Genomic DNA, 20,818 nt, shown 5'->3' on the forward strand with positions numbered 1-20,818 from the left:
TCTTCTATATTATTGAATATACTTATGGCACTTACAATGAGTACCGTCTTTATCTCATTTGTTGTTTTGGCAAAAAGATATTAAGATGGAAGAGAGAAAGGAAGATTAACATATGCAAATGATGTATGCTTTTGGCATTGGGCTTGTATTATTTTTAGCCGTATTCTTATTTATTCGTAAAGACGTTCAAGGCGGGACGTTAACGAAGCGAGGATTTTATAAATTAATCGGCTGTTTAGTTGTTATGCTTATAGCAATTATTGTAATGATCGTATTAATTAATCAGTCACTATAGAATGTAAAAACGGAACCTTACTTCGGTAAGGTTTTTTTATTATTAAACCTAAAAATTACCACCAAATCCATTTACCGTAAATAATTTGTGTTATATAATCCAATGAAATGATAGATAAGGAGTGTAGTATATGAATAAAAGAACTATCTTCTATTTATTAACTTGTATACTACTGGTAGCTAGTACTACTTATATAATATGTAACAAAAGAGAACAAGTGCCACCTATATTAGTATGGGACGAACAAGAATACTATGTTACGAATGAACCTGCCAAAGTAGAAGAAGTTGGGCAAAAACTTGGCGAAGTAACAAAGAAAATTAAAACAAGTAAAAAACCTACTAAAAATAGAGAATCTAATACATTACAAGAGAAAACAGAAGTATTCATAATGATTGAGGAAGAAAAAAGTGATTACCCGCCTTTAATCATAAAGGAAGCTTATAGTGATGAATATAGGGTAGTGAGACCGATGTTGAAGCAAGTATTATGATGAAAAGGGGATTCATATGCAGACAGTAACTTTGTATCCGTAGTCGTTAAGAAAAATATTTGTCTTTTTCCTCCTATTGGTGCCGCTTACATTTTGATGAATAGAGGAGCAATACAAAAGAGAGATTTCATTTTATATTTATTATTTGCTACTATGAATATATCGCTTTGGTTATCGCTTATGATTTTTGATTGGAGTATGTGGATGGTATTAGATAGTAGGGAACAGAAAATGTGGTTCATTTGTGCTACGGATACAGATTGATATAAGAGAGGCCTTGTAGGAATGCTGCAAGGCCCTTTACCTTTTGGGAATTAATAGAAAACGAATCATATAAATGCTATACTAAAAAATGTTTGTAATGTCAGTTTCATAATATTGTATGATGCTGACTTACTAGAAAAGATAAGAGGAGAATGAGCGTGCAAAAGATAAAGAGATTATTGCTATTAATGATGGTAGTAGGATTAACAGCAGGTGTTTTAGCAGGGTGTGCAAATCCGAAAGATACTACAGAAGAATTTTTAACAGCGATACAAAAAGGTGATGTAGAAAAGGCTCGTACATTTGTTGAGAGTGACAAGGAATTTAATAAACTAAATGAAAAAACAGATGATGCTGAGGCAAAAGCAATGCTGAGTGCAATTACGAAAAACTTTAAATTTGAAAAGCTAGAAGAAGTATCGAAAAAGGATGACAAAGCAGAAGTGAAAGTGAAAATTACATCTGCAGATCTATCCGTTGCTGTAACAAAAGCAGTGGGAGAAGTTATGCCAATGGCCTTCGCTAGCGCATTTAGTGAAGACAAAGAACAATCTGAAAAAGCGATCGAAAAAACAATGACCTCAACTATCATCAAAAACTTAACGGATAAAGATGCAGCAATGGCAACTCGCGAAGTTACATTGAACTTAAAGAAAGACAAAGATGGCGACTATAAAATCGTTGCTGACGATAACTTGAAAGAAGTATTGTTTGCCAATGCGAAGTCTTTGGAGAAGATGTTTGGTGGAAAGTGATTGAATTAGATAAAAAGAGACACCATATCACGTAGAAGGTTGATATGGTGTCTCTTTTTTATGACCCCGGAGAGGCTCGAACTCACGACCTCCACCCTGTCAAGGTGGCGCTCTCCCTGCTGAGCTACGGGATCCCAACTATAAATATTACGACCAGCAATATGTTTTCATTCATATAATAAGATAATTTTTATAATTTATTGAATATTGTAACATTTGGTGTATTCCTATAATAGCAACAAACTTCAATAGTGTAAAGATGAAATTTTCGTAATATTAATGCTCGAATTTTTATATAAAAAATAAGCCCCGAAGAGCTTATTTTAATAATAATATCACCGCAATTATCAATGATAGTATCAAAAATACAATCATAAATAATGCAACTCAGTCATGAGCTATCGCCCTGTAACTGTCATTCCTGCTGTGTAAATTGTATCAATAGAACCGTCAGCGCCTTTTATTTCGACTTTATAACGATATGTTCCATCCTCATAAATATCATCGCCATATCCTGTGAAAGTTGCAATTTCATCATTGCTTCCAGCTGGGACCCATTGATTTTGCCAACGGAAGTTGGTTTCAAATTCTCCCCATCTATCGCCATATTTCTTTTCAAGGCTGACATTGTAATGAATTTCTTCAGCTCGGTCATTTGTAATTCTTGCAATTACGCTGTTACCAAAAGTAACTTGTGTAGAGTGTACCTGAACTGTAACACCGTTCACCGTTTCACCAGGACCACAAATGTAATGACAACCATCCCATTCGTCAGCATGTGCCTTCGGTGTATCAATGTTCATAGCTGTTAAACCGCCTAAAGCTAAAGCGCCTGTTAATAATACCTTACTAAATGCGTTCACTTGAAATTCCCCCTAAGTATATTCTCAATTCGTTCGATAGATATCACATTAATCTAATCGAACGTTTTTTCCTTAAGTGTATTCGCTATGAATCTTTCATCTTGTAGTAATCTAAACACTACATAAAATTTCATGGTTTTGATTCCATATATGTATCATGATTTATATAGAACAAATCTGTTAATAGGCTTTGGTTATTTACTTATTCCACTACTTCTTATTACCTTTTATTGGTAAAATGTTGGTTTTATTATATAACATTATTATCTATTTACAAGAGAAAATAATACTGTATGCAAAAATGCATAATAAAAAACACTGCTTGTATTCTAGATTACAGATTAAATGGAGTGTTGGGTTTCAATTAATATTTGAGTGGAACTTAATGCTAATTTTTATGCTTAACAGTATGCATATATCATCGTTTATTAAAGGCATAATTGATAAACCTTGTTCAGGGGACGCTCTTCCTGCTGAGCTAGAGAATCTTCAAAAGGGAAAGTATAAGCGATTATGCTAGTAATGTATGAAGGAATAATGATGAGAAGCGAATTTAGTAGAAAGTAGTCTTTGGATGTAGTGGTTATATTATTTACGATACCAATCCGAAGGACCTTCAGCACTCAAATCAACAAGAAAAGGGAGTAAGAAATGTAAAGGTAAGCTTATAAGTTCTGGCATAGCGTTCACCGTTTTCTTTGATAGATATTGTCTCATAAAACAATACGGACAATCCTTTTCAAATGTCACGAGTATTGCCCATACATCTTTTATTGTCCACTTCGTTTTACAATACGTACAACGCGTCATGAGGTTCCTCCTCATTTTAAGTTTTCTTCTAGTATACTCCATTCCATTGTAAGAAAGTCATTTGTATTTGGTGTGGTAAAATGTAAGTTATTTTATTTTTATGTGAATCTATTTAGTCATTTATGATCAATTACATATCATTTGATATTTTTGCAGAATGATAGATTTTCAGTTTCAATATGCCAATTGGCCAATATATCCTTTTTACAATTTACTGAAAATCATGTATAACAGAGATACATGATTATTTTATCTCGCTATTTGCGGGCAGTAAGATCCCTTACCTCGAAATTCAGCAAAAGTAAAGAAGTTAGGTTGGGGTCGGAATGCCCGTAAAAGTCCGATTCGTGAGGATTGATGAAAGTTTCACTTTATAAATATTCAGAAGTAGAGGGAGAAAAGTTGTAATGGTAAGAAAAACGTTCAAGATGCGCGTGTCTAAAAATAGAACGATTTCGATTAATGGATCGATTCTTGATGTGGATGTTACACATGATGAATTTTTACAAGAGTTTGTTGAGTGGGTTGATTCTAAAGGTTGGTCGTTTATGGGAATAACAGATGAGATTACGCCCGAGGAAGCTAGTCAAAAGTTAATAGATTCGTTGATTGATGAGAAGGATAAGAAAGAGTAATTCCTTCTTATTTTTATTGTATATTTATGTTCTTTATCGTAAAAGTATGATATAGTAAAAAATAGTGAAAATTCTTCCAATATAATACAAATTACATATGATTGGTAGATTTATTATTTTGTTAAGGAGTAAATGGAAAAGGGAGAGTCATATGGTAAATTTTAAGAAAATTTTGGTTTTTATTACAGTTATTTGTTCGTTTTTTTTGACGCCCATAACATTGCGTGCTGAGACGAATATTGGAGTAAATCCAGAACAAGTTGCACCACCACCTGCGGAAGGACCGAATGTTTTTAGTCAGTTTGCAACGACAATTGATGCAAAAACAGGAGATGTTTTGTATGACAAAAACGCATATCACCGCGCATTTCCTGCTAGTACGACGAAGGTGTTAACAGCGATTTTACTCATGGAGCATACAAAGCCAGAGGATCAATTTACATTTTCACAATTAGCATTAGATCAAGAGAAGAGTAATTATCAAATTGAGTTTCAACCTGGAGAGACAATTAATAGAAATACTGCGCTTATGATTTTAATGGTGCTGAGTGCGAATGATGTGTCGTATGCGATTGCGGAGCGGATTGGCGGGAGTGTTGAGAATTTCGCTAATATGATGAATGAGAAAGCGAAGCAATTGGGGGCGAAAGATAGCCACTTTGTAACACCGAATGGATTGCATGATCCGAACCATTATACGACGCCGTATGATATGGCTATGATTACGAAGGGTGTGCAAAAGTATCCTGAAATTTTACAAGCGATGAATACGAAAAGAACGACAGTTACGACGTCTAGGCAGACGGTGTCTATTTTTAATAAATCTAATTTTTTTGAAAATCCATATAGCATTGGCGGTAAGACAGGGTTTACGAATGAAGCACGTAATACACTTGTTTTATTAAATGAGAAAGATGGAAATCGTATTATAAGCGTAGTAATGGCTTCTCAAAGACCTGAAATTTATGAAGATTTGAAGCAGATGGCGGAATATTCTTTCGGTCAATTTACGAAGCAAATGGTGCTTGATAAACATAATTGGCATCAAAAAACAACATATTTAAATAAAGATGTTAATTCTGAGTTGGAACAAAGTGCGGAGCTTATGCTTAAGAAAGATGAAGGGAAAAATGTGAAAACTATTTTCCGGGCGGCTTCATTAGATAAAGAATCTTTATATCATAAAGGAATACATCGTGGTGAGGTAGTTGGTGCAGTTGATATTACGAAAAATAATCAAACAATTGCGACGGTAAATGTTCTTTCAACAGAAGATGTCACTTTTACGATGCCTAAAAAAGATACAACTATGCCTGAAGTAAAAGACTCAAATGTGAAAGTAATAAGTGTTGGGATAGGTGCGATTATATTATTTGGAGCAATTTTATATGTAGTGTTGCGCCGAAATACAAAAGGAATGAAATCAGAAGGTAAATAAATTACTAATAAAAAGACTGTGTAAAATTTTGGCACAGTCTTTTTTCTATATTTTAAATAACTAATAATTGTAAATTTTCTTATTGCAATAACTTAAAGTTCGTTATATCATTTACTTGTGTTCTTGTTAAAGAACAAAGTGGATATTGCATACTTCAAATAATATAAAACAACGGAGAGGGAGAGAGACGATGAAATTAATATGGAAGATAATTAGCAACGCGATCTCATTTGTTTTATTTGCATTGATGGTTTTTTTAGCTTTTGTAGTTATTTCTTCAAAAGCAAGCGGTGGTGATCCGACAGTGATGGGATATCAATTTAAGAGCGTTCTTTCAGGATCAATGGAGCCGACGTTTTTAACAGGATCAATCATTGCAATAGAACCAAACAAAGATGGTTCTAAATATCAAAAAGGTGATGTTATTACCTTTAAAGAGAAAGATCAAAAAATTATCACTCACCGTATTATCGGTGTGAAAGATACAAATGGAAAAGTAATGTATGAAACAAAAGGGGATAACAACAACGGACCAGATTTAGAGCCAGTACTTGCAGAAAATGTAGTTGGAAAGTATGCAGATATTACAGTTCCGTATGTTGGTTATTTACTGAATTATGCGAATTCAAAAGCGGGAGCAGCATTGCTTCTTATTATTCCAGGAGTCTTTTTACTTGGTTATTCCGCGATTTCTATTTTTGGCGCTATTCGTAGCATTGATGGAGAAAAGAAAGATAAAAAAGTAGAACAATCCGTCTAGTTCGTTTGGTTATACTTTCCTTTTAGGAAGTTAACAAATATATATTAAGGGGATATGGACATGACTTTAAAGAAAAAATTAGGAATGGGTATTACATCAGCAGTATTAGGAGCAGCGTTAGTTGGTGGAGGAACATTTGCATTTTTCAGTGATAAAGAAGTGTCAAACAATACATTTGCGGCTGGAACACTGGATTTAGCATTAAATCCATCAACAGTTGTTAACGTATCGAATTTAAAACCTGGGGATACAATTGAAAAAGAATTTAAACTAGAAAATAAAGGCTCTTTAAATATTAAAAAGGTTCTACTGAAAACAGATTATAATGTAGAAGATGTAAAGAAAGATAATAAAGATGATTTTGGTAAACATATTAAAGTAACATTCTTAAAAAATGTAGATAAGCATGAGACAATTGTGAAACAAACTACTTTAGATAAATTAAAAGGTGACACACTTACAGCTGTAGATAATGATTTATCGGCTTGGTTCTGGGATGAAAAAGGTATTTCAGCAGGTAAATCTGATAAATTCAAAGTGAAATTTGAGTTCGTTGATAATGGAAAAGATCAAAATCAATTCCAAGGCGATAAGTTACAATTAAATTGGACGTTTGATGCACAACAAACAGCAGGTGAAGAAAGATAATAAGAAAAAGGGCTATCACATGGATAGCCCTTTTTCTATTTTTCTAGTATTTGTCTATCAATTTTAATAGTTCTTTACTATAATATAGATAATGTTCTGTATAAAGAACGCAATGTTCGATGGGAGAGATTAAGATGCTGAAAAGACCGCGTAATTTTAAAAAGATGCTTATATTGCCGTGTATGTGTTCTATTACGTTTTATTTAGGATCTCAAATTATGACGCATACAGAAGCGGCGTTCATTCATGAAACGAAAGTAGAAGCGACGCTTTCTACAGCAATCATATTTCCGAAAACAGTTAATACGTTAAAAGAGCAATCTGAGAAACATAAACAGTTTATTGAGCGTGAGTATGGAACGATGAAGGGAAAATCGAAAGCAACTTCTATTGAAGAAATAAAACAGGCGATTTCTGTATGGCAACAAGGGCGTGAGAAAATTGTTGCTGAGAAGGAAGCCCTGCAAAATGTATATACTGAAATAGAAGCTCCTTACAATCAAATACAAGAAGAATTAAAGGTAAATAAAGATGAGTCGATGCAGCAAGTGTCCATATATGTAAATGAAGGCTTCCGCAGTATCAAAGAGAAGCGTGACTATATTGAGAAAGAAATTAGCTTGAAAGCTATTGATGAGCAAATTCAGGCTCTTCAGCAACAATTAAACGTTGCAATTGAAGCGGAAGGACAAAAGAAAGCAGAAGAACAGAAGAAAGCCGAAGAACAAAAGAAAATAGAAGAACAAAAGAAAATAAAAGAACAGAAGAAAATAGAAGAACAGAAGAAAGTAGAAGAACAGAAGAAAATAGAAGAACAGAAGAAAATAGAAGAACAGAAGAAAGCAGAGGAACAGAAGAAAGTAGAAGAACAGAAGAAAGCAGAGGAACAAAAGAAAGCTGAAGAACAGAAAAAAGTAGAAGAGCAAAAGAAAGCGGAGTAACTGCTTTAGTGAAACAGCCGGAAAACAAGAATGTGGTGTAAGAGAGAGTGAACGAATAAGCAAGATTAGTAATATTTATACGAGTGTGAGGGAACGTTAGCCCTCACCTCTTTGTTTTTCTTTTTTCTTATAGTATTAAATGATTTGAGTGTGAAAAAAGTTATAAATTACCATTTTTTTCTGAAAAGTCTAAATGATATTGAGAAATAAAAATAACTGAAAATATTAATAAATATGTGTTGTGTTTATATAGGGTTGTTCGTTATAATGAACATAAGGTTTTTAAAAAAGAACGCATATTAGCTAAGCTAATATAGTTTTCTTTACATCTCTTATTGAAAAATAAGTGATAAAAATATAAAAAAAAGCTAGGGGGAATTGATTGTGAGTCTGAAAAAGAAATTAGGTATGGGAGTTGCATCAGCAGCATTGGGGTTAGCTTTAATTGGTGGAGGAACATTTGCATTCTTTAGCGATAAAGAAGTATCAAACAATACATTTGCAGCTGGGACGTTAGACCTTACATTAAACCCTAAGACGCTTGTAGATATTAAAGATTTAAAACCAGGGGATTCTGTTAAGAAAGAGTTCTTATTACAAAACAGCGGTTCGTTAACTATTAAAGACGTTAAATTAGCAACAAAGTATACTGTTAAAGATGCAAAAGGTGATAATGCTGGTGAAGACTTTGGTAAGCACGTTAAAGTAAAATTCCTTTGGAACTGGGATAAACAAAGTGAGCCTGTATACGAAACAACTTTAGCAGACTTACAAAAAGTTGATCCAGATCTTTTAGCTAAAGATATCTTTGCTCCTGAGTGGGGAGAAAAGGGTGGATTAGCAGCTGGTACAGAGGATTATCTATGGGTACAATTTGAATTTGTAGATGATGGAAAAGACCAAAATATCTTCCAAGGTGATACATTGAATTTAGAATGGACATTCAATGCTAACCAAGAAGCTGGGGAAGAAAAATAATAAAAAAGCGGGTATTCCCGCTTTTTTTTATAAAGAAAAAGAAGTGCTGGTTGTAAGCACTTCTTTCTATTATTATTTTTGATTTTGCTTCCACTTTGTAAATTCAAGAAATTCACGAAATTGTTCTTTGGAGACACCAGAGTTCATTGCATCTTTAACGAGTTGTGTCCATTCGGAGTCTAGGTTAGTTTCCTTTGTTGTTTCATCATGAAGTAAAGTATCAACTGGAATTTGTAGAACTGCTGCGATCTTTTCAAGAAACTGAATGGAAGGGTTTTTTTGTAAATTTCGTTCTATAGAACTAATGTAAGATTTAGCAACGCCAGCTTTTTCGGCAAGTTCAGTTAATGAAATACCTTTTTGTAAACGAAGGCGTTTTATACGTTCTCCAATCATATTTGCGCACCTTTCTATCAATATGTAGTTGTCTTATGATGTCATTATTATAACATAAACTTCGTTAAAAAGAACAAACCTATTGAGCCTGACTGGATGGCTTCATACGTTGGAAAAATTGCTCGATGTCTTGCATGGCGATACCAGCATCTAGAGCTTCAAGTATTAAATCAATCCATTCTTGATCCAGTGCGTCTGTCTTATCTTTGTACAAATGTAATTCCTCCCTAATTATCGGTCATAATTGCTGCTACAGAATACGTGATAATGCAATCCGCTTTTGTGTTTTATATAGTGAATTATCAAATATTGTGTAGATGAAACAAAGATAAAATCCCCATTAAACTCCCTCTATGGAAATTATAAATTGTTCGATAAAAACTTTCAATATTTTCAGAAAACATTGTTGAATTGTGATATATTCGTATGCTAACTATGAAATTTTTACAAATATATTAAAAACATTACATAATATGACTAAATATTGAAAAAATATTGAATTTTTAATAAAATTCAATTTGTAATACATATTATTTATTAGGGGAGGAAATAAGGGATGAACAAGAAACCGTTCAAAGTTTTGTCATCAATCGCATTGACAGCTGTATTAGGCCTTTCATTCGGAGCTGGCACTCAATCTGCATATGCTGAAACGCCTGTGAATAAAACAGCTACGAGCCCAGTTGATGATCATTTAATTCCGGAAGAACGTTTAGCAGATGCATTAAAAAAACGTGGGGTAATTGATTCGAAGGCTTCAGAGACAGAAACAAAGAAAGCAGTCGAAAAGTATGTAGAGAACAAAAAGGGTGAAAATCCTGGGAAAGAAGCAGCGAATGGGGACCAACTTACGAAAGATGCATCCGACTTTTTAAAGAAAGTGAAAGATGCGAAAGCAGACACGAAAGAAAAATTAAATCAACCAGCAACAGGCACACCTGCAGCGACAGGCCCAGTTAAAGGCGGTCTAAATGGTAAAGTACCAACTTCTCCAGCGAAACAAAAAGACTATAACGGTGAAGTTCGTAAAGACAAAGTACTCGTTTTACTTGTAGAGTACGCTGACTTTAAACATAATAATATCGACAAAGAGCCTGGATATATGTATTCTAACGATTTTAATAAAGAACATTATGAAAAAATGTTATTCGGCAACGAGCCATTCACATTAGATGATGGAAGTAAAATCGAAACGTTTAAACAATATTACGAAGAGCAATCTGGTGGTAGTTACACAGTGGACGGAACAGTTACAAAATGGTTAACAGTTCCTGGTAAGGCGGCTGATTACGGTGCAGATGCTGCTAGCGGCGGCCATGATAATAAAGGACCAAAAGGGCCACGTGATTTAGTAAAAGATGCTTTAAAAGCAGCTGTAGATAGTGGTATTGATTTATCAGAGTTCGACCAATTTGATCAATACGATGTAAATGGTGATGGAAATAAAAATCAACCAGACGGTTTAATCGATCACTTAATGATTATTCATGCGGGTGTTGGACAAGAAGCAGGCGGTGGTAAATTAGGCGATGATGCAATTTGGTCGCACCGTTGGACAGTTGGACCAAAGCCATTCCCAATTGAAGGTACACAAGCGAAAGTACCATATTGGGGTGGAAAGATGGCAGCATTCGACTACACAATTGAACCAGAAGATGGAGCGGTTGGTGTATTCGCACATGAATATGGTCACGATTTAGGTCTTCCAGATGAGTATGATACACAATATAGTGGTCAAGGTGAGCCGATTGAAGCTTGGTCTATTATGAGTGGCGGAAGCTGGGCTGGTAAAATCGCTGGAACGACGCCAACGAGTTTCTCACCACAAAATAAAGAGTTTTTCCAAAAAACAATCGGTGGTAACTGGGCAAATATCGTAGAAGTAGATTACGAGAAATTAAATAAAGGTATCGGTCTAGCGACATATTTGGATCAAAGTGTTACGAAATCTAACCGTCCGGGTATGATTCGTGTTAACTTACCAGACAAAGATATAAAAACAATTGAGCCGGCATTTGGAAAACAGTATTACTACAGCACAAAAGGTGATGATCTTCATACGAAGATGGAAACACCACTGTTCGATTTAACAAATGCAACGACTGCAAAATTTGACTTCAAATCATTATATGAAATTGAAGCAGAGTATGATTTCCTTGAAGTACACGCTGTAACGGAAGATGGTCAACAAACGTTAATTGAAAGACTTGGTGAGAAAGCAAATAGTGGAAATGCAGATTCGACAAATGGAAAATGGATTGACAAATCATATGATTTAAGTCAATTCAAAGGCAAGAAAGTAAAATTAACATTTGATTACATTACTGATGGTGGTTTAGCATTAAATGGATTCGCTCTTGATAATGCTTCATTAACAGTAGATGGTAAAGTAGTATTCTCTGATGACGCAGAAGGTACACCACAATTAAAATTAGATGGTTTCGTTGTATCTAACGGAACAGAGAAGAAAAAACATAACTACTATGTTGAGTGGAGAAACTATGCTGGGGCAGATAACGCGTTGAAATTTGCTCGCGGTCCAGTATTTAACACTGGTATGGTTGTATGGTATGCAGATTCAGCTTATACAGATAACTGGGTTGGTGTACATCCAGGACACGGTTTCCTTGGTGTAGTTGATTCTCATCCAGAAGCAATTGTTGGTACTTTAAATGGTAAACCAACAGTTAAGAGTAGTACACGATTCCAAATCGCTGATGCAGCGTTCTCATTCGACAAAACGCCAGCTTGGAAAGTCGTATCTCCAACGCGTGGAACATTTACGTATGATGGCTTAGCAGGCGTACCAAAGTTTGATGATTCTAAAACGTATATTAATCAACAGATTCCAGATGCAGGACGTATTTTACCGAAGCTTGGTTTGAAATTTGAAGTAGTAGGACAAGCTGATGATAATTCTGCAGGTGCTGTTCGTTTATATCGTTAATACAGTAAAACTACCGAGAGATTTTCTTTCGGTAGTTTTTTTGTGAGCAATGAATTTTATATAGCTGAAAAAGTCATATATAATGTAACCTTAAGAATAGAGATTTGTTATATATGAAGTCTATATAAATAATGAAAGAATTGGATAAAAATAGTGGGAGAAGGTGAGTGAATGAGTATTTCCTCTATTGTAAGTAGGCAAAAGGAATATTTTTTAAAAGGGCATACGAGAAGCATCGAAATGAGAAAGAATAATTTGAAGAAGCTTTATGAAGGCATTCAGCGTTTTGAAGAAGAAATATTTCAGGCATTGAAATTAGATTTAAATAAGTCAGTTCACGAGTCGTTTACAACGGAAGTTGGATATGTATTAAAAGAAATTTCCTTTCAATTGAAACATATGTCATCGTGGAGTAAACCGAAACGAGTTCGAACAGCACTCACTCATTTTGGATCAAAAGGAAAAGTAGTGCCAGAACCGTATGGTGTGACGCTTATTATTGCACCGTGGAACTATCCTTTTCAATTAGCAATTGCACCACTTGTAGGAGCACTGGCAGCTGGAAACACAATCGTTTTAAAGCCGTCAGAGTTAACGCCAAGCGTTTCAAAAGTGCTTAAGAGAATGTTAGATGAATTATTCCCAGAAGAGCTTGTAGCGGTAGTAGAAGGTGGCGTTGAAGAGAGTACATCTTTGCTGAGGGAACCGTTTGATTATATTTTCTTTACTGGTAGTGTTGGAGTTGGAAAAGTTGTAATGGAAGCAGCAGCGAGACAGTTGACGCCGCTCACTTTAGAACTTGGCGGGAAAAGTCCTTGTATTGTACATAAAGATGCAAAGATAGAGATGACAGCAAGAAGAATTGTTTGGGGTAAGTTTTTAAATGCAGGGCAGACGTGTGTAGCGCCTGATTATATGTATGTGCATTCTTCCGTGAAAGAAAAGCTAATTGAGGCACTGCGACATGAAATTACAGAGCAGTATAGTAAAGAACCTTTGCAAAATGAAAATTATGTGCGTATTGTAAGTGAGCGTCATTTTGAACGATTATGTAGATTTTTACAAGATGGTCAAGTCGTAATTGGTGGAAACTATAAGAAAGATACATTACATATTGAACCGACAGTACTAGCGGATATTACATGGAAAGATACTGTTATGGAAGATGAAATTTTTGGTCCGATTTTACCAATCATAGAGTACGACAACATAGAAGATGTAATTGGCACAATCCAGCAACATCCGAAGCCGTTAGCGTTATATGTATTTTCTGAAGATAAAGAAGTACAAAAGAAAGTGACGTGTAATATTTCATATGGTGGAGGCTGTATAAATGATGTTGTCTATCATCTTGCCACGCCATATTTACCTTTTGGTGGTGTTGGAAGTAGTGGATTAGGGGGTTATCATGGGAAAGAAAGTTTTCGGACTTTTTCACATTATAAAAGCATTTTAGGCCAATCTACAGCATTCGACATGAAAATTCGTTACTCTTCTACAAAAAGTGCTTTAAAATTCATACGAAAGTTGTTAAAATGATGATGGTGTTTATCAGTAGGCGTAGCCGTATGATAATAGCCCCTTCGCAATGGAAGGGGTTTTTCTGTTCGACGTTATGTATCATGTGAAAATGAATCCAACATACTACATAAAGAATAGAAACGAACGCTTGTTAAATAACCATTTTTGTTTGGATCGAAACAAAAAATAGTCTATAGAACATAAATATTTATTCATGAATATAAAAATTAAAAATTTAAGGTAGATAGGACGGGAAAATGAAAAAGATTATTAAAGTTGAAGCAGTTGAAAAACATTTTGGAAATCAAGTGATTATCCCACCTCTTTCTTTAGATATTAAAGAGGGAGAGTTTTTAACAATTTTAGGGCCGAGTGGCTGCGGGAAAACGACTTTACTTCGTATGATCGCAGGATTTGAAACTCCAACTAAAGGGAATCTTTTATTAGATGATGAAAGAATTAACGATTTGCCGCCATATAAGCGTCATATGAACCTAGTGTTCCAACATTACGCACTATTCCCACATATGACAGTAGAGAAGAATATTTGTTTTGGTATGAAAATGCAGAAAGTATCAGCAGCAGAGCAGAAAGAGCGTGCTGAAGAGGCAATGCGTTTAACGCAGTTACTTGAGTTCCGTAATCGTAAACCTGCGAAGCTTTCTGGTGGACAACAGCAGCGTGTTGCAATTGCAAGAGCGATTGTAAATAATCCGCGTGTATTACTATTAGATGAGCCACTTGGAGCGCTTGACTTTAAGTTACGAAAAGACTTGCAACGTGAATTGAAAAACTTACAACGTAATTTAGGAATTACGTTCATATACGTAACGCACGATCAAGAAGAAGCAATGAGCATGAGCGATCGTATTGTAGTTATGAATAAAGGACATATCGAACAAATCGGAACACCGAAAGAAATTTATAATAAGCCGAAAACATTGTTCGTTGCGACATTCATCGGTGAAAATAATATTGTGAAAAACGGGGAAGGCTATGTAGCAATTCGCCCTGAAAATGTAAAAGTACGTTCGGTTGAAGAGTCAATTTTAAAAGAATACCATCTTGGACATATTGAAGATATCGAGTTTGTCGGAAATATGGAGAAGCTTTATGTACGTGATGAGAAAACATCAGAATTACTAATGGCATATCAAACTGCTGAAGAGGCAGCGCAGTGGAGCATTGGAGATAATGTATATGTAGGCTGGGAGCAAGAGGACGAGGTGACCTTAAATTGAAAAAAGGGAAATTACTCGCACTACCTACAGTCGCGTGGCTGTTAATTTTCTTCCTAACCCCGCTCGTATTCGTATTAGGATTCGCCTTCATGCAGCGCGGAGCTTACGGGACAGTAGAAATGCAATTTACGCTGGAGAATATATCCCGTGTGTTTGATCCATTGTACTTAGGAACGTTATGGGAAACTGTTAAAATCGCAGTTATTACAACAGTAATATGTTTATTAATTGGCTATCCGTTTGCGTATACAATTACAATTGTTGACCGCAAATACCGCTCTATTCTTTTATTATTGGCAACGATCCCGTTTTGGATTAACTTTCTTGTTCGTTCATACGCATGGATTGTTATTTTACGTTCACAAGGTCTTGTGAATACGTTGTTATTAAAGCTTGGCATTATTAGTGAACCGTTAAATTTATTATATAATACTCCTTCTGTAATACTCGGAATGGTCTATTCTTTATTACCATTTATGATTTTACCAGTGTATGCAGCAATTGAGCAGCTGGATAAGCGTAAGCTAGAAGCGGCTTATGATTTAGGAGCAACACCAATAAAGGCATTTTGGAATATAACAGTGCCGATGACGATGTCAGGAATTGCGACTGGTTCTATTTTAGTATTCGTTTCTTCTATCGGAATGTTTGTTGTATCAGACGTGATGGGCGGATCGAAAGTAGCATTAATCGGAAACGTTATTCAAAATCAATTCTTAGGTGCACGTGACTGGCCGTTTGGATCTGCGTTATCGATTATCGTTGTTCTATTCTCTGTTCTGTTAATTTACTTATATTATCGTGCAACGAAAGTATATAAATATAATGAGAACGGAGGGGAATAGGCAAAGATGAAGAAGTTTTTAGTTTCTTATTCTTGGTTAATTTTGTTATTCTTGTATTTTCCAATGATGGTTTTAATGGTCTATTCTTTCAACGACTCTCGCATTAATGCGGAGTGGGAAGGTTTTACATTCCATTGGTATACAGATTTATTTCAAAAACAAGATGTTATTGATGCATTTGTAAATAGTATTACGATTGCAGTTATAACAACGATTGTGACAACGGTACTTGGTGTATTCTTTGCAATTGCTTTACATCGTTATAAATATCGTTTCGAAGGGGCTATTAATGGCCTTGTATATTTACCAATTTTAATTCCTGATATTTTAATGGGATTATCTTTACTAATTCTTTTCAGCCAGTTAGGAATGGAACTTGGACAAACAACGATTATTATTGCACATATTACATTTAGTATTTCGTTTGTTGTTGTTATTTTAGCTGCGCGTCTTTCAAGTATGGGACGTGACTTAGAAGAAGCTGCAAATGATCTAGGAGCAACGCCTTGGCAAACGTTTCGTTATGTAACGTTCCCAGCAATTGCACCGGGAGTTATTTCGGCAGCATTATTAACATTCACATTATCAATTGATGATTTTGTAATTAGTTTCTTCGTATCAGGACCAGGATCAACAACATTGCCACTATACATTTACAGTATGGTTAAGCGCGGAGTATCACCAGAAATTAATGCTCTTTCTACAATTTTAATTGTTGCTATCGTAGGATTAATGGTTCTATCTGAAATCTTCCGGAACAAAGGTGCAGATGGTGAAGAAAACTCTGGAGGACACCTTCCTTTATAATACGAACGATATAGAAAGTACAAGGGGGTAATAAACCGATGAAATTAATGAAAAGAATAGCTGGCGCAGCAATTAGTTTTAGCCTTGTTGCTGGTGTGCTTGCTGGTTGTGGTGAAAAGAAAGAAGAATTAAATATTTATAGTTGGGCTGACAATTTTGATGAGCAAGTGCTAAAAGATTTTGAAAAGAAATATAATGTGAAAATTAACTATGACAAGTACGCAAGTAATGAAGAAATGCTTGCGAAATTACAAGCTGGTGGCGCAAAGTATGACTTAATCCAGCCGTCGGATTACATGGTTAAAACAATGGCGAAAATGGACTTATTAGCGCCGTTAGATAAAAAGAATATCCCGAATATCGAAAATATGGTTTCTAATTTCAAAACACCTGCGTTTGATCCAGAGAATAAATATTCTTTAGTGTACACTTGGGGTGTAACAGGGATTGCATACAATAAAAAGTATGTGAAAGAAGCACCTACAAGCTGGGCGGACTTATGGAATGAGAAATATAAAGGACATGTAACGTTACTGAACGATTCTCGTGAAGTATTAGGAGTGGGTCTTAAGAAGCACGGGTTCTCAAACAGTACGAAAGACGATGCACAATTAAAGACAGCAGCAGATGATTTAAAGAAGCTGCTTCCAAACTTATTAGCATTTGATACAGATAACATTAAACAAAAATTCATTACAGAAGATGCTTGGATCGGAACAGTTTGGTCTGGAGATGCAGCATTTATCGCAAAAGATAATAAAGATGTAGAATATGTTGTACCGAAAGAAGGCGGCACAATTTGGGCTGATACGTTAGCAATTCCAAAAGGTGCAAAACATAAAGAGCTTGCTGAGAAATTTATGAACTACTTACTAGATGAAAAAGTAAGTGTGAAAAACTACGAGTCAATTGGTTACAGTAATCCAAATGAAAAAGCTCATCCTCTTCATAGTAAAGAATACCGTGATAATCACATGATTTTCTTAACGAAAGAAGAGTTAGATCGTACAGAATGGCTTGTTGATGTAGACGATAAGTTAAAAGACTATGATCGTTACTGGACAGAGCTAAAAACAAAAGGTAAATAAGTAAGGAAATGCGGTTTCTAAAGTAGAAATCGCATTTTTTCATAGTAGGAGGAAATCGTTTGAATAAGAAGTTACATCAGTATGAGGTAATGTGTATCGGTTTGTTATTTGCTGTATTTGGTATTGTTGCTTGGCGCGTACATGCAGGTGGCGTTACAGTGATGGATACATATGTCCGTGGATTAGTAAGAGGGCTACAAACGGAAAGTTCTCTTATATTTTTCTCGTACTTTACAAAATTGGGATCAGCAATTGGGATAGTCGCTACGCTCGTTATAAGCTTGCTTGTTTTTTGGAAGAAGCGTTATTATGCTGCGATGATTGTATATCCAATGGGAATTTTAATAACACATCTTGTGAATAAAGGGATAAAAGAGATTGTAAAGAGAGAACGTCCGTCATTAAATGAAGCGCTAGATGCACTTGGATATAGTTTTCCTAGTGGACATGCAATGCTATCGATTATGACATTTGGATTTCTTACTTATATCATTGCTGCTAATTTGAAAAGCGTAGCTGGGAAATGTGTCACAACGATTTTGATGGGTATAGTAATTCTATCGATTGGATTAAGTAGAGTCATTTTAAATGTACATTACCCAACTGATATTTTAGCTGGTTACTGCGTAGGTGGTATTTTGTTAATTATCGCGATTTACTACCATCGTTTACTTACTGAGAGATTAGGGCTTAATAAAGAGAGATAGAAAAACGTCTGGAAAAACTATTATTATAGTTTTTCCAGACGTTTTTTGTTTATATCAAGATGTGATACAGTATAAGTGACAATTGAATTATTTAAAGTAGGTGAAAATGTGTGAAGACAAACGTACATAAAGTTGATAAGTGGGGGAAGTTAGGAGCCTTTTTGTATCAGTTTCGTTATACAGTAATTCTAGCGTTACTGTTGCTCGCAATCGCACTTGGGATTTTTGCTCCAAAGCTACCGGGAGTATTAGGTGGTGACGGTTTCCAAACGGCAGGCGACTATCAAAAAACAAAAGAAATTTTAGATCAAGATTTTAAGAAGTCTCAAGATACGCTTCTGCTCGTTTTTGAGAAAAATAAAGATGCTTCGCATGAGGAATTTAAAAAGCGAATAGATGAAATTGTAAAGAATGTTCAAGAGAAAGAGAGCTATGAATCTTTCCATCACCCAATCCAAAATAAAGAAATGCTACAAGATGACATCGGTTATGCGACAATTTTATTTTCCGGGAAAACAAATAAAGAAAGAATGGAAAAGACATTACAATTTGCTGATGAGATTGAGAAAGAAAGTAATGTAGCATTAAAAGTAACACCTACAGGATTTCCGAAAATTAATCAAGAGATTAATGAAAGAACGCAAAATGATTTAAAAGTAGCAGAAATGATTGGATTACCAATTGCGTTTCTTGTATTACTATTTTCGTTTGGTAGTCTTTTGGCATCAATTTTACCGATTTTGAATGGGGCGCTTAGTGTTATTAGTACGATGGGGATATTGTATTTCATCGGTGTTGATAAAGAACTATCTATTTTCGTGTTAAACGTTGCACCGATGATTGGACTTGCATTATCTATTGATTTTGCGCTATTATTTGTGAACCGTTTTCGAGAGGAAGTTGCTAAACGAACGGTAAAAGAAGCGATAGCAATTACATATCAAACGGCAGGACGTGCGATTGTATTTTCAGGATTATGCGTATTTGTTGGGTTATCCGGTTTGTTTTTCTTTAAGATAGATTATATTCAATCTGTCGCGATTAGCGGAATGATTGTTGTCATTATGAGCATTTTATTCTCACTCACACTTCTTCCAGCACTATTATCGTTAATAGGTAAAAGAATATTAAAAAAGAATCAAGTAGCACATACGCCGGCAAAAGCATGGCGTAAATTTGCACAATTTGTGATGAAACATCCAATTGCAATGATTATTGTTGTTACAACATTTATTGTTATTTGCTTATTACCATTACGTACAGCGAATTTGCAGTTCCCTGGTGTTGAAGCTTTACCTGAAAAGAGTGATACAAGGATTGCATATGAAAAGTATGAAGAAGCATTTAATGAAACTTTCAAAACACACGCTGATGTTACGTTAGTTGTAGAGACGAAAAAAGATATGAAAGAAAAAGAAAGTCTACAAAAGATAGAAGAAGTCGTTCAAAAGTTAAAAGATGATAAGAAAGTACATGAAGTAAGAAGTTTATACGACGGGTTAACTGGAATGAAAGCAGATCAAGTTGTTGGAATATTGCAGTCGCCAGAATCAGCGAAACTAACTCCTGTATTTGAAGCATACACGCAAGGGAATAAGACGACGATAGAAATCTTTTTGAAAACAAAACCACGTACAGAGACTGCAAAACAGTGGGTACGTGACTTTAAAAAGAACTATAAAGAAACGGATGTTACGTATTATCTAGGCGGAATGACGACGTTTCAACAAGAATTAGAAGATGAAATTAAAGATAAAGTTGTAATTGGTATGTCTGTTATATTTGGATCGACCTTTGTTATATTATTATTTGCATTCCGATCTATACTCATTCCAATTAAGGCAATTGTTATGAATATACTTAGTTTAAGTGCAACCATTGGAATTGTTGTTTGGTTATTTGAAGGTGGTCATTTCGGTTTAGAAGCGAGTCCGGTTCTGTTTGTCTTACCAATCTTCATTTTTGGCCTCGTATTTGGGCTTAGTATGGATTATGAAGTATTTCTTATTTCACGTATTCATGAGCTCTATGAAGAAACAGGAGATAACGATCAAGCAACGTTAGAAGGGCTCGTTTCAACAAGTAGAATCATTACATCAGCTGCTTTAATAATGATTGTTGTAACTGGTGCATTCGCATTTACTGATATTTTACCAGTAAAGCAGATGGGGCTTGGCGTTGCATTAGCAATATTTCTTGATGCAACAATTATTCGTCTTATGCTCGTACCAAGCTTAATGAAGTTATTTGGAGACTGGAACTGGTGGTTACCATTTCGAAAAAAACGAGAAAAATCATCATAAAAAATGCTCATCATATTGATGAGCATTTTTTATGAATAGCAAAGCCTACATTTTGCAAATAGTATGTGATAAGAACATTACAT

21 protein-coding genes, 1 tRNA gene and 2 pseudogenes are annotated in these 20,818 nt (G+C 35.0%); 19 read left to right on the plus strand and 5 right to left on the minus strand.

Features of this window, described 5'->3' with window-relative positions; all coding sequences use genetic code 11:
- Positions 1-9 precede the first annotated feature (9 nt).
- The 5 genes and pseudogenes from MHB52_RS36775 to MHB52_RS07010 form a co-directional block, all read left to right on the plus strand.
- Positions 10-84: pseudogene (locus MHB52_RS36775) on the plus strand (permease); the annotation flags it as partial.
- 28 nt (positions 85-112) lie between these two features.
- Positions 113-295, plus strand: coding sequence for a DUF3976 domain-containing protein (locus MHB52_RS06995; protein WP_001178294.1), 183 nt, complete (start codon positions 113-115; stop codon positions 293-295).
- Between the two features lie 130 nt (positions 296-425).
- Positions 426-788 (plus strand): hypothetical protein, encoded by a 363-nt coding sequence (locus MHB52_RS07000; RefSeq protein ID WP_001042763.1) that lies wholly within the window; start codon positions 426-428, stop codon positions 786-788.
- A gap of 96 nt (positions 789-884) precedes the next feature.
- Positions 885-1,071: pseudogene (locus MHB52_RS07005) on the plus strand (hypothetical protein).
- A 139-nt stretch (positions 1,072-1,210) separates the two neighbouring features.
- Complete coding sequence (locus MHB52_RS07010) at positions 1,211-1,807, plus strand: DUF4878 domain-containing protein (protein WP_001169495.1); 597 nt, start codon at positions 1,211-1,213, stop codon at positions 1,805-1,807.
- Between the two features lie 61 nt (positions 1,808-1,868).
- On the opposite strand, the gene MHB52_RS07015 is transcribed toward MHB52_RS07010, so the two are convergent.
- The 3 genes from MHB52_RS07015 to MHB52_RS07025 form a co-directional block, all read right to left on the minus strand.
- Positions 1,869-1,941 (minus strand) — tRNA-Val (locus MHB52_RS07015).
- Between the two features lie 264 nt (positions 1,942-2,205).
- On the minus strand, positions 2,206-2,670 hold the full coding sequence (locus MHB52_RS07020) for a hypothetical protein (protein ID WP_000991074.1): 465 nt from the start codon (positions 2,668-2,670) through the stop codon (positions 2,206-2,208).
- Between the two features lie 588 nt (positions 2,671-3,258).
- Positions 3,259-3,480 (minus strand): hypothetical protein, encoded by a 222-nt coding sequence (locus tag MHB52_RS07025; RefSeq protein WP_000196289.1) that lies wholly within the window; start codon positions 3,478-3,480, stop codon positions 3,259-3,261.
- 407 nt (positions 3,481-3,887) lie between these two features.
- On the opposite strand from MHB52_RS07025, the gene MHB52_RS07030 reads away from it, so the two are divergent.
- From MHB52_RS07030 to calY, 6 genes are all read left to right on the plus strand, one after another.
- Entirely contained in the window at positions 3,888-4,115 is a 228-nt protein-coding gene (locus MHB52_RS07030) for a hypothetical protein (protein ID WP_000251856.1), read from the plus strand.
- Positions 4,116-4,266: 151 nt separating this feature from the next.
- Complete coding sequence (locus tag MHB52_RS07035) at positions 4,267-5,553, plus strand: D-alanyl-D-alanine carboxypeptidase family protein (protein ID WP_000247029.1); 1,287 nt, start codon at positions 4,267-4,269, stop codon at positions 5,551-5,553.
- Between the two features lie 190 nt (positions 5,554-5,743).
- Positions 5,744-6,313, plus strand: a complete 570-nt coding sequence (sipW, locus tag MHB52_RS07040) for a signal peptidase I SipW (RefSeq protein WP_000767792.1) — start codon at positions 5,744-5,746, stop codon at positions 6,311-6,313.
- 60 nt (positions 6,314-6,373) lie between these two features.
- Entirely contained in the window at positions 6,374-6,961 is a 588-nt protein-coding gene (locus MHB52_RS07045) for a CalY family protein (RefSeq protein ID WP_000172854.1), read from the plus strand.
- Between the two features lie 134 nt (positions 6,962-7,095).
- The gene (locus tag MHB52_RS07050; RefSeq protein WP_061662864.1) at positions 7,096-7,902 is read left to right on the plus strand and encodes a DUF4047 domain-containing protein; all 807 of its coding nucleotides are present in this window, start codon (positions 7,096-7,098) and stop codon (positions 7,900-7,902) included.
- A 384-nt stretch (positions 7,903-8,286) separates the two neighbouring features.
- Positions 8,287-8,880 carry a biofilm matrix protein CalY gene (gene calY / locus MHB52_RS07055; protein ID WP_000053713.1) on the plus strand — a complete coding sequence of 198 codons (594 nt, stop codon included), beginning with the start codon at positions 8,287-8,289 and terminating at the stop codon, positions 8,878-8,880.
- A 72-nt stretch (positions 8,881-8,952) separates the two neighbouring features.
- Here the strand turns inward: calY and MHB52_RS07060 are convergent, their stop codons facing one another.
- Together MHB52_RS07060 and MHB52_RS07065 are read right to left on the minus strand one after the other, a co-directional pair.
- Complete coding sequence (locus MHB52_RS07060; protein ID WP_000578885.1) at positions 8,953-9,276, minus strand: helix-turn-helix domain-containing protein; 324 nt, start codon at positions 9,274-9,276, stop codon at positions 8,953-8,955.
- A 79-nt stretch (positions 9,277-9,355) separates the two neighbouring features.
- On the minus strand, positions 9,356-9,490 hold the full coding sequence (locus MHB52_RS07065) for an anti-repressor SinI family protein (protein ID WP_000276219.1): 135 nt from the start codon (positions 9,488-9,490) through the stop codon (positions 9,356-9,358).
- A 342-nt stretch (positions 9,491-9,832) separates the two neighbouring features.
- Here MHB52_RS07065 and inhA1 point away from each other — a divergent pair, with 342 nt between their 5' ends.
- The 8 genes from inhA1 (at position 9,833) to MHB52_RS07105 (ending at position 20,735) form a co-directional block, all read left to right on the plus strand.
- A complete protein-coding gene (gene inhA1, locus MHB52_RS07070; protein WP_016117439.1) occupies positions 9,833-12,223 on the plus strand; it encodes a M6 family metalloprotease immune inhibitor InhA1 in 2,391 nt (796 codons plus the stop codon).
- Between the two features lie 171 nt (positions 12,224-12,394).
- Entirely contained in the window at positions 12,395-13,762 is a 1,368-nt protein-coding gene (locus MHB52_RS07075; RefSeq protein ID WP_061662865.1) for an aldehyde dehydrogenase, read from the plus strand.
- A gap of 239 nt (positions 13,763-14,001) precedes the next feature.
- Positions 14,002-14,985, plus strand: a complete 984-nt coding sequence (gene potA, locus MHB52_RS07080; protein ID WP_000720336.1) for a spermidine/putrescine ABC transporter ATP-binding protein PotA — start codon at positions 14,002-14,004, stop codon at positions 14,983-14,985.
- Entirely contained in the window at positions 14,982-15,830 is an 849-nt protein-coding gene (gene potB / locus MHB52_RS07085; RefSeq protein WP_000715501.1) for a spermidine/putrescine ABC transporter permease PotB, read from the plus strand. Before potA ends, potB begins: the two co-directional genes overlap by 4 nt.
- A gap of 6 nt (positions 15,831-15,836) precedes the next feature.
- Positions 15,837-16,637 carry a spermidine/putrescine ABC transporter permease PotC gene (gene potC / locus MHB52_RS07090; RefSeq protein ID WP_000714192.1) on the plus strand — a complete coding sequence of 267 codons (801 nt, stop codon included), beginning with the start codon at positions 15,837-15,839 and terminating at the stop codon, positions 16,635-16,637.
- Positions 16,638-16,675: 38 nt separating this feature from the next.
- Positions 16,676-17,725: a spermidine/putrescine ABC transporter substrate-binding protein PotD gene (gene potD / locus MHB52_RS07095; RefSeq protein WP_000772485.1), complete on the plus strand. Its 1,050-nt coding sequence runs from the start codon at positions 16,676-16,678 to the stop codon at positions 17,723-17,725.
- 59 nt (positions 17,726-17,784) lie between these two features.
- Positions 17,785-18,432 (plus strand): phosphatase PAP2 family protein, encoded by a 648-nt coding sequence (locus MHB52_RS07100; RefSeq protein WP_001035521.1) that lies wholly within the window; start codon positions 17,785-17,787, stop codon positions 18,430-18,432.
- Positions 18,433-18,542: 110 nt separating this feature from the next.
- On the plus strand, positions 18,543-20,735 hold the full coding sequence (locus MHB52_RS07105; protein WP_044795464.1) for an MMPL family transporter: 2,193 nt from the start codon (positions 18,543-18,545) through the stop codon (positions 20,733-20,735).
- Positions 20,736-20,818 lie beyond the last annotated feature (83 nt).

The sequence above is a fragment of the Bacillus sp. FSL K6-0073 genome (assembly GCF_038006085.1).
Taxonomy (GTDB): domain Bacteria; phylum Bacillota; class Bacilli; order Bacillales; family Bacillaceae_G; genus Bacillus_A; species Bacillus_A cereus.

Excerpts from the sequence above, each read along its gene's own strand:
- MHB52_RS06995 (WP_001178294.1), top strand. The coding sequence starts at position 113 with ATGCAAATGATGTATGCTTTTGGCATTGGGCTTGTATTATTTTTAGCC.
- MHB52_RS07000 (WP_001042763.1), top strand. The coding sequence starts at position 426 with ATGAATAAAAGAACTATCTTCTATTTATTAACTTGTATACTACTGGTA.
- MHB52_RS07025 (WP_000196289.1), bottom strand. The coding sequence starts at position 3,480 with ATGACGCGTTGTACGTATTGTAAAACGAAGTGGACAATAAAAGATGTA.
- MHB52_RS07030 (WP_000251856.1), top strand. The coding sequence starts at position 3,888 with ATGGTAAGAAAAACGTTCAAGATGCGCGTGTCTAAAAATAGAACGATT.
- MHB52_RS07035 (WP_000247029.1), top strand. The coding sequence starts at position 4,267 with ATGGTAAATTTTAAGAAAATTTTGGTTTTTATTACAGTTATTTGTTCG.
- sipW (WP_000767792.1), top strand. The coding sequence starts at position 5,744 with ATGAAATTAATATGGAAGATAATTAGCAACGCGATCTCATTTGTTTTA.
- MHB52_RS07045 (WP_000172854.1), top strand. The coding sequence starts at position 6,374 with ATGACTTTAAAGAAAAAATTAGGAATGGGTATTACATCAGCAGTATTA.
- MHB52_RS07050 (WP_061662864.1), top strand. The coding sequence starts at position 7,096 with ATGCTGAAAAGACCGCGTAATTTTAAAAAGATGCTTATATTGCCGTGT.
- MHB52_RS07060 (WP_000578885.1), bottom strand. The coding sequence starts at position 9,276 with ATGATTGGAGAACGTATAAAACGCCTTCGTTTACAAAAAGGTATTTCA.
- inhA1 (WP_016117439.1), top strand. The coding sequence starts at position 9,833 with ATGAACAAGAAACCGTTCAAAGTTTTGTCATCAATCGCATTGACAGCT.
- MHB52_RS07075 (WP_061662865.1), top strand. The coding sequence starts at position 12,395 with ATGAGTATTTCCTCTATTGTAAGTAGGCAAAAGGAATATTTTTTAAAA.
- potA (WP_000720336.1), top strand. The coding sequence starts at position 14,002 with ATGAAAAAGATTATTAAAGTTGAAGCAGTTGAAAAACATTTTGGAAAT.
- potC (WP_000714192.1), top strand. The coding sequence starts at position 15,837 with ATGAAGAAGTTTTTAGTTTCTTATTCTTGGTTAATTTTGTTATTCTTG.
- potD (WP_000772485.1), top strand. The coding sequence starts at position 16,676 with ATGAAATTAATGAAAAGAATAGCTGGCGCAGCAATTAGTTTTAGCCTT.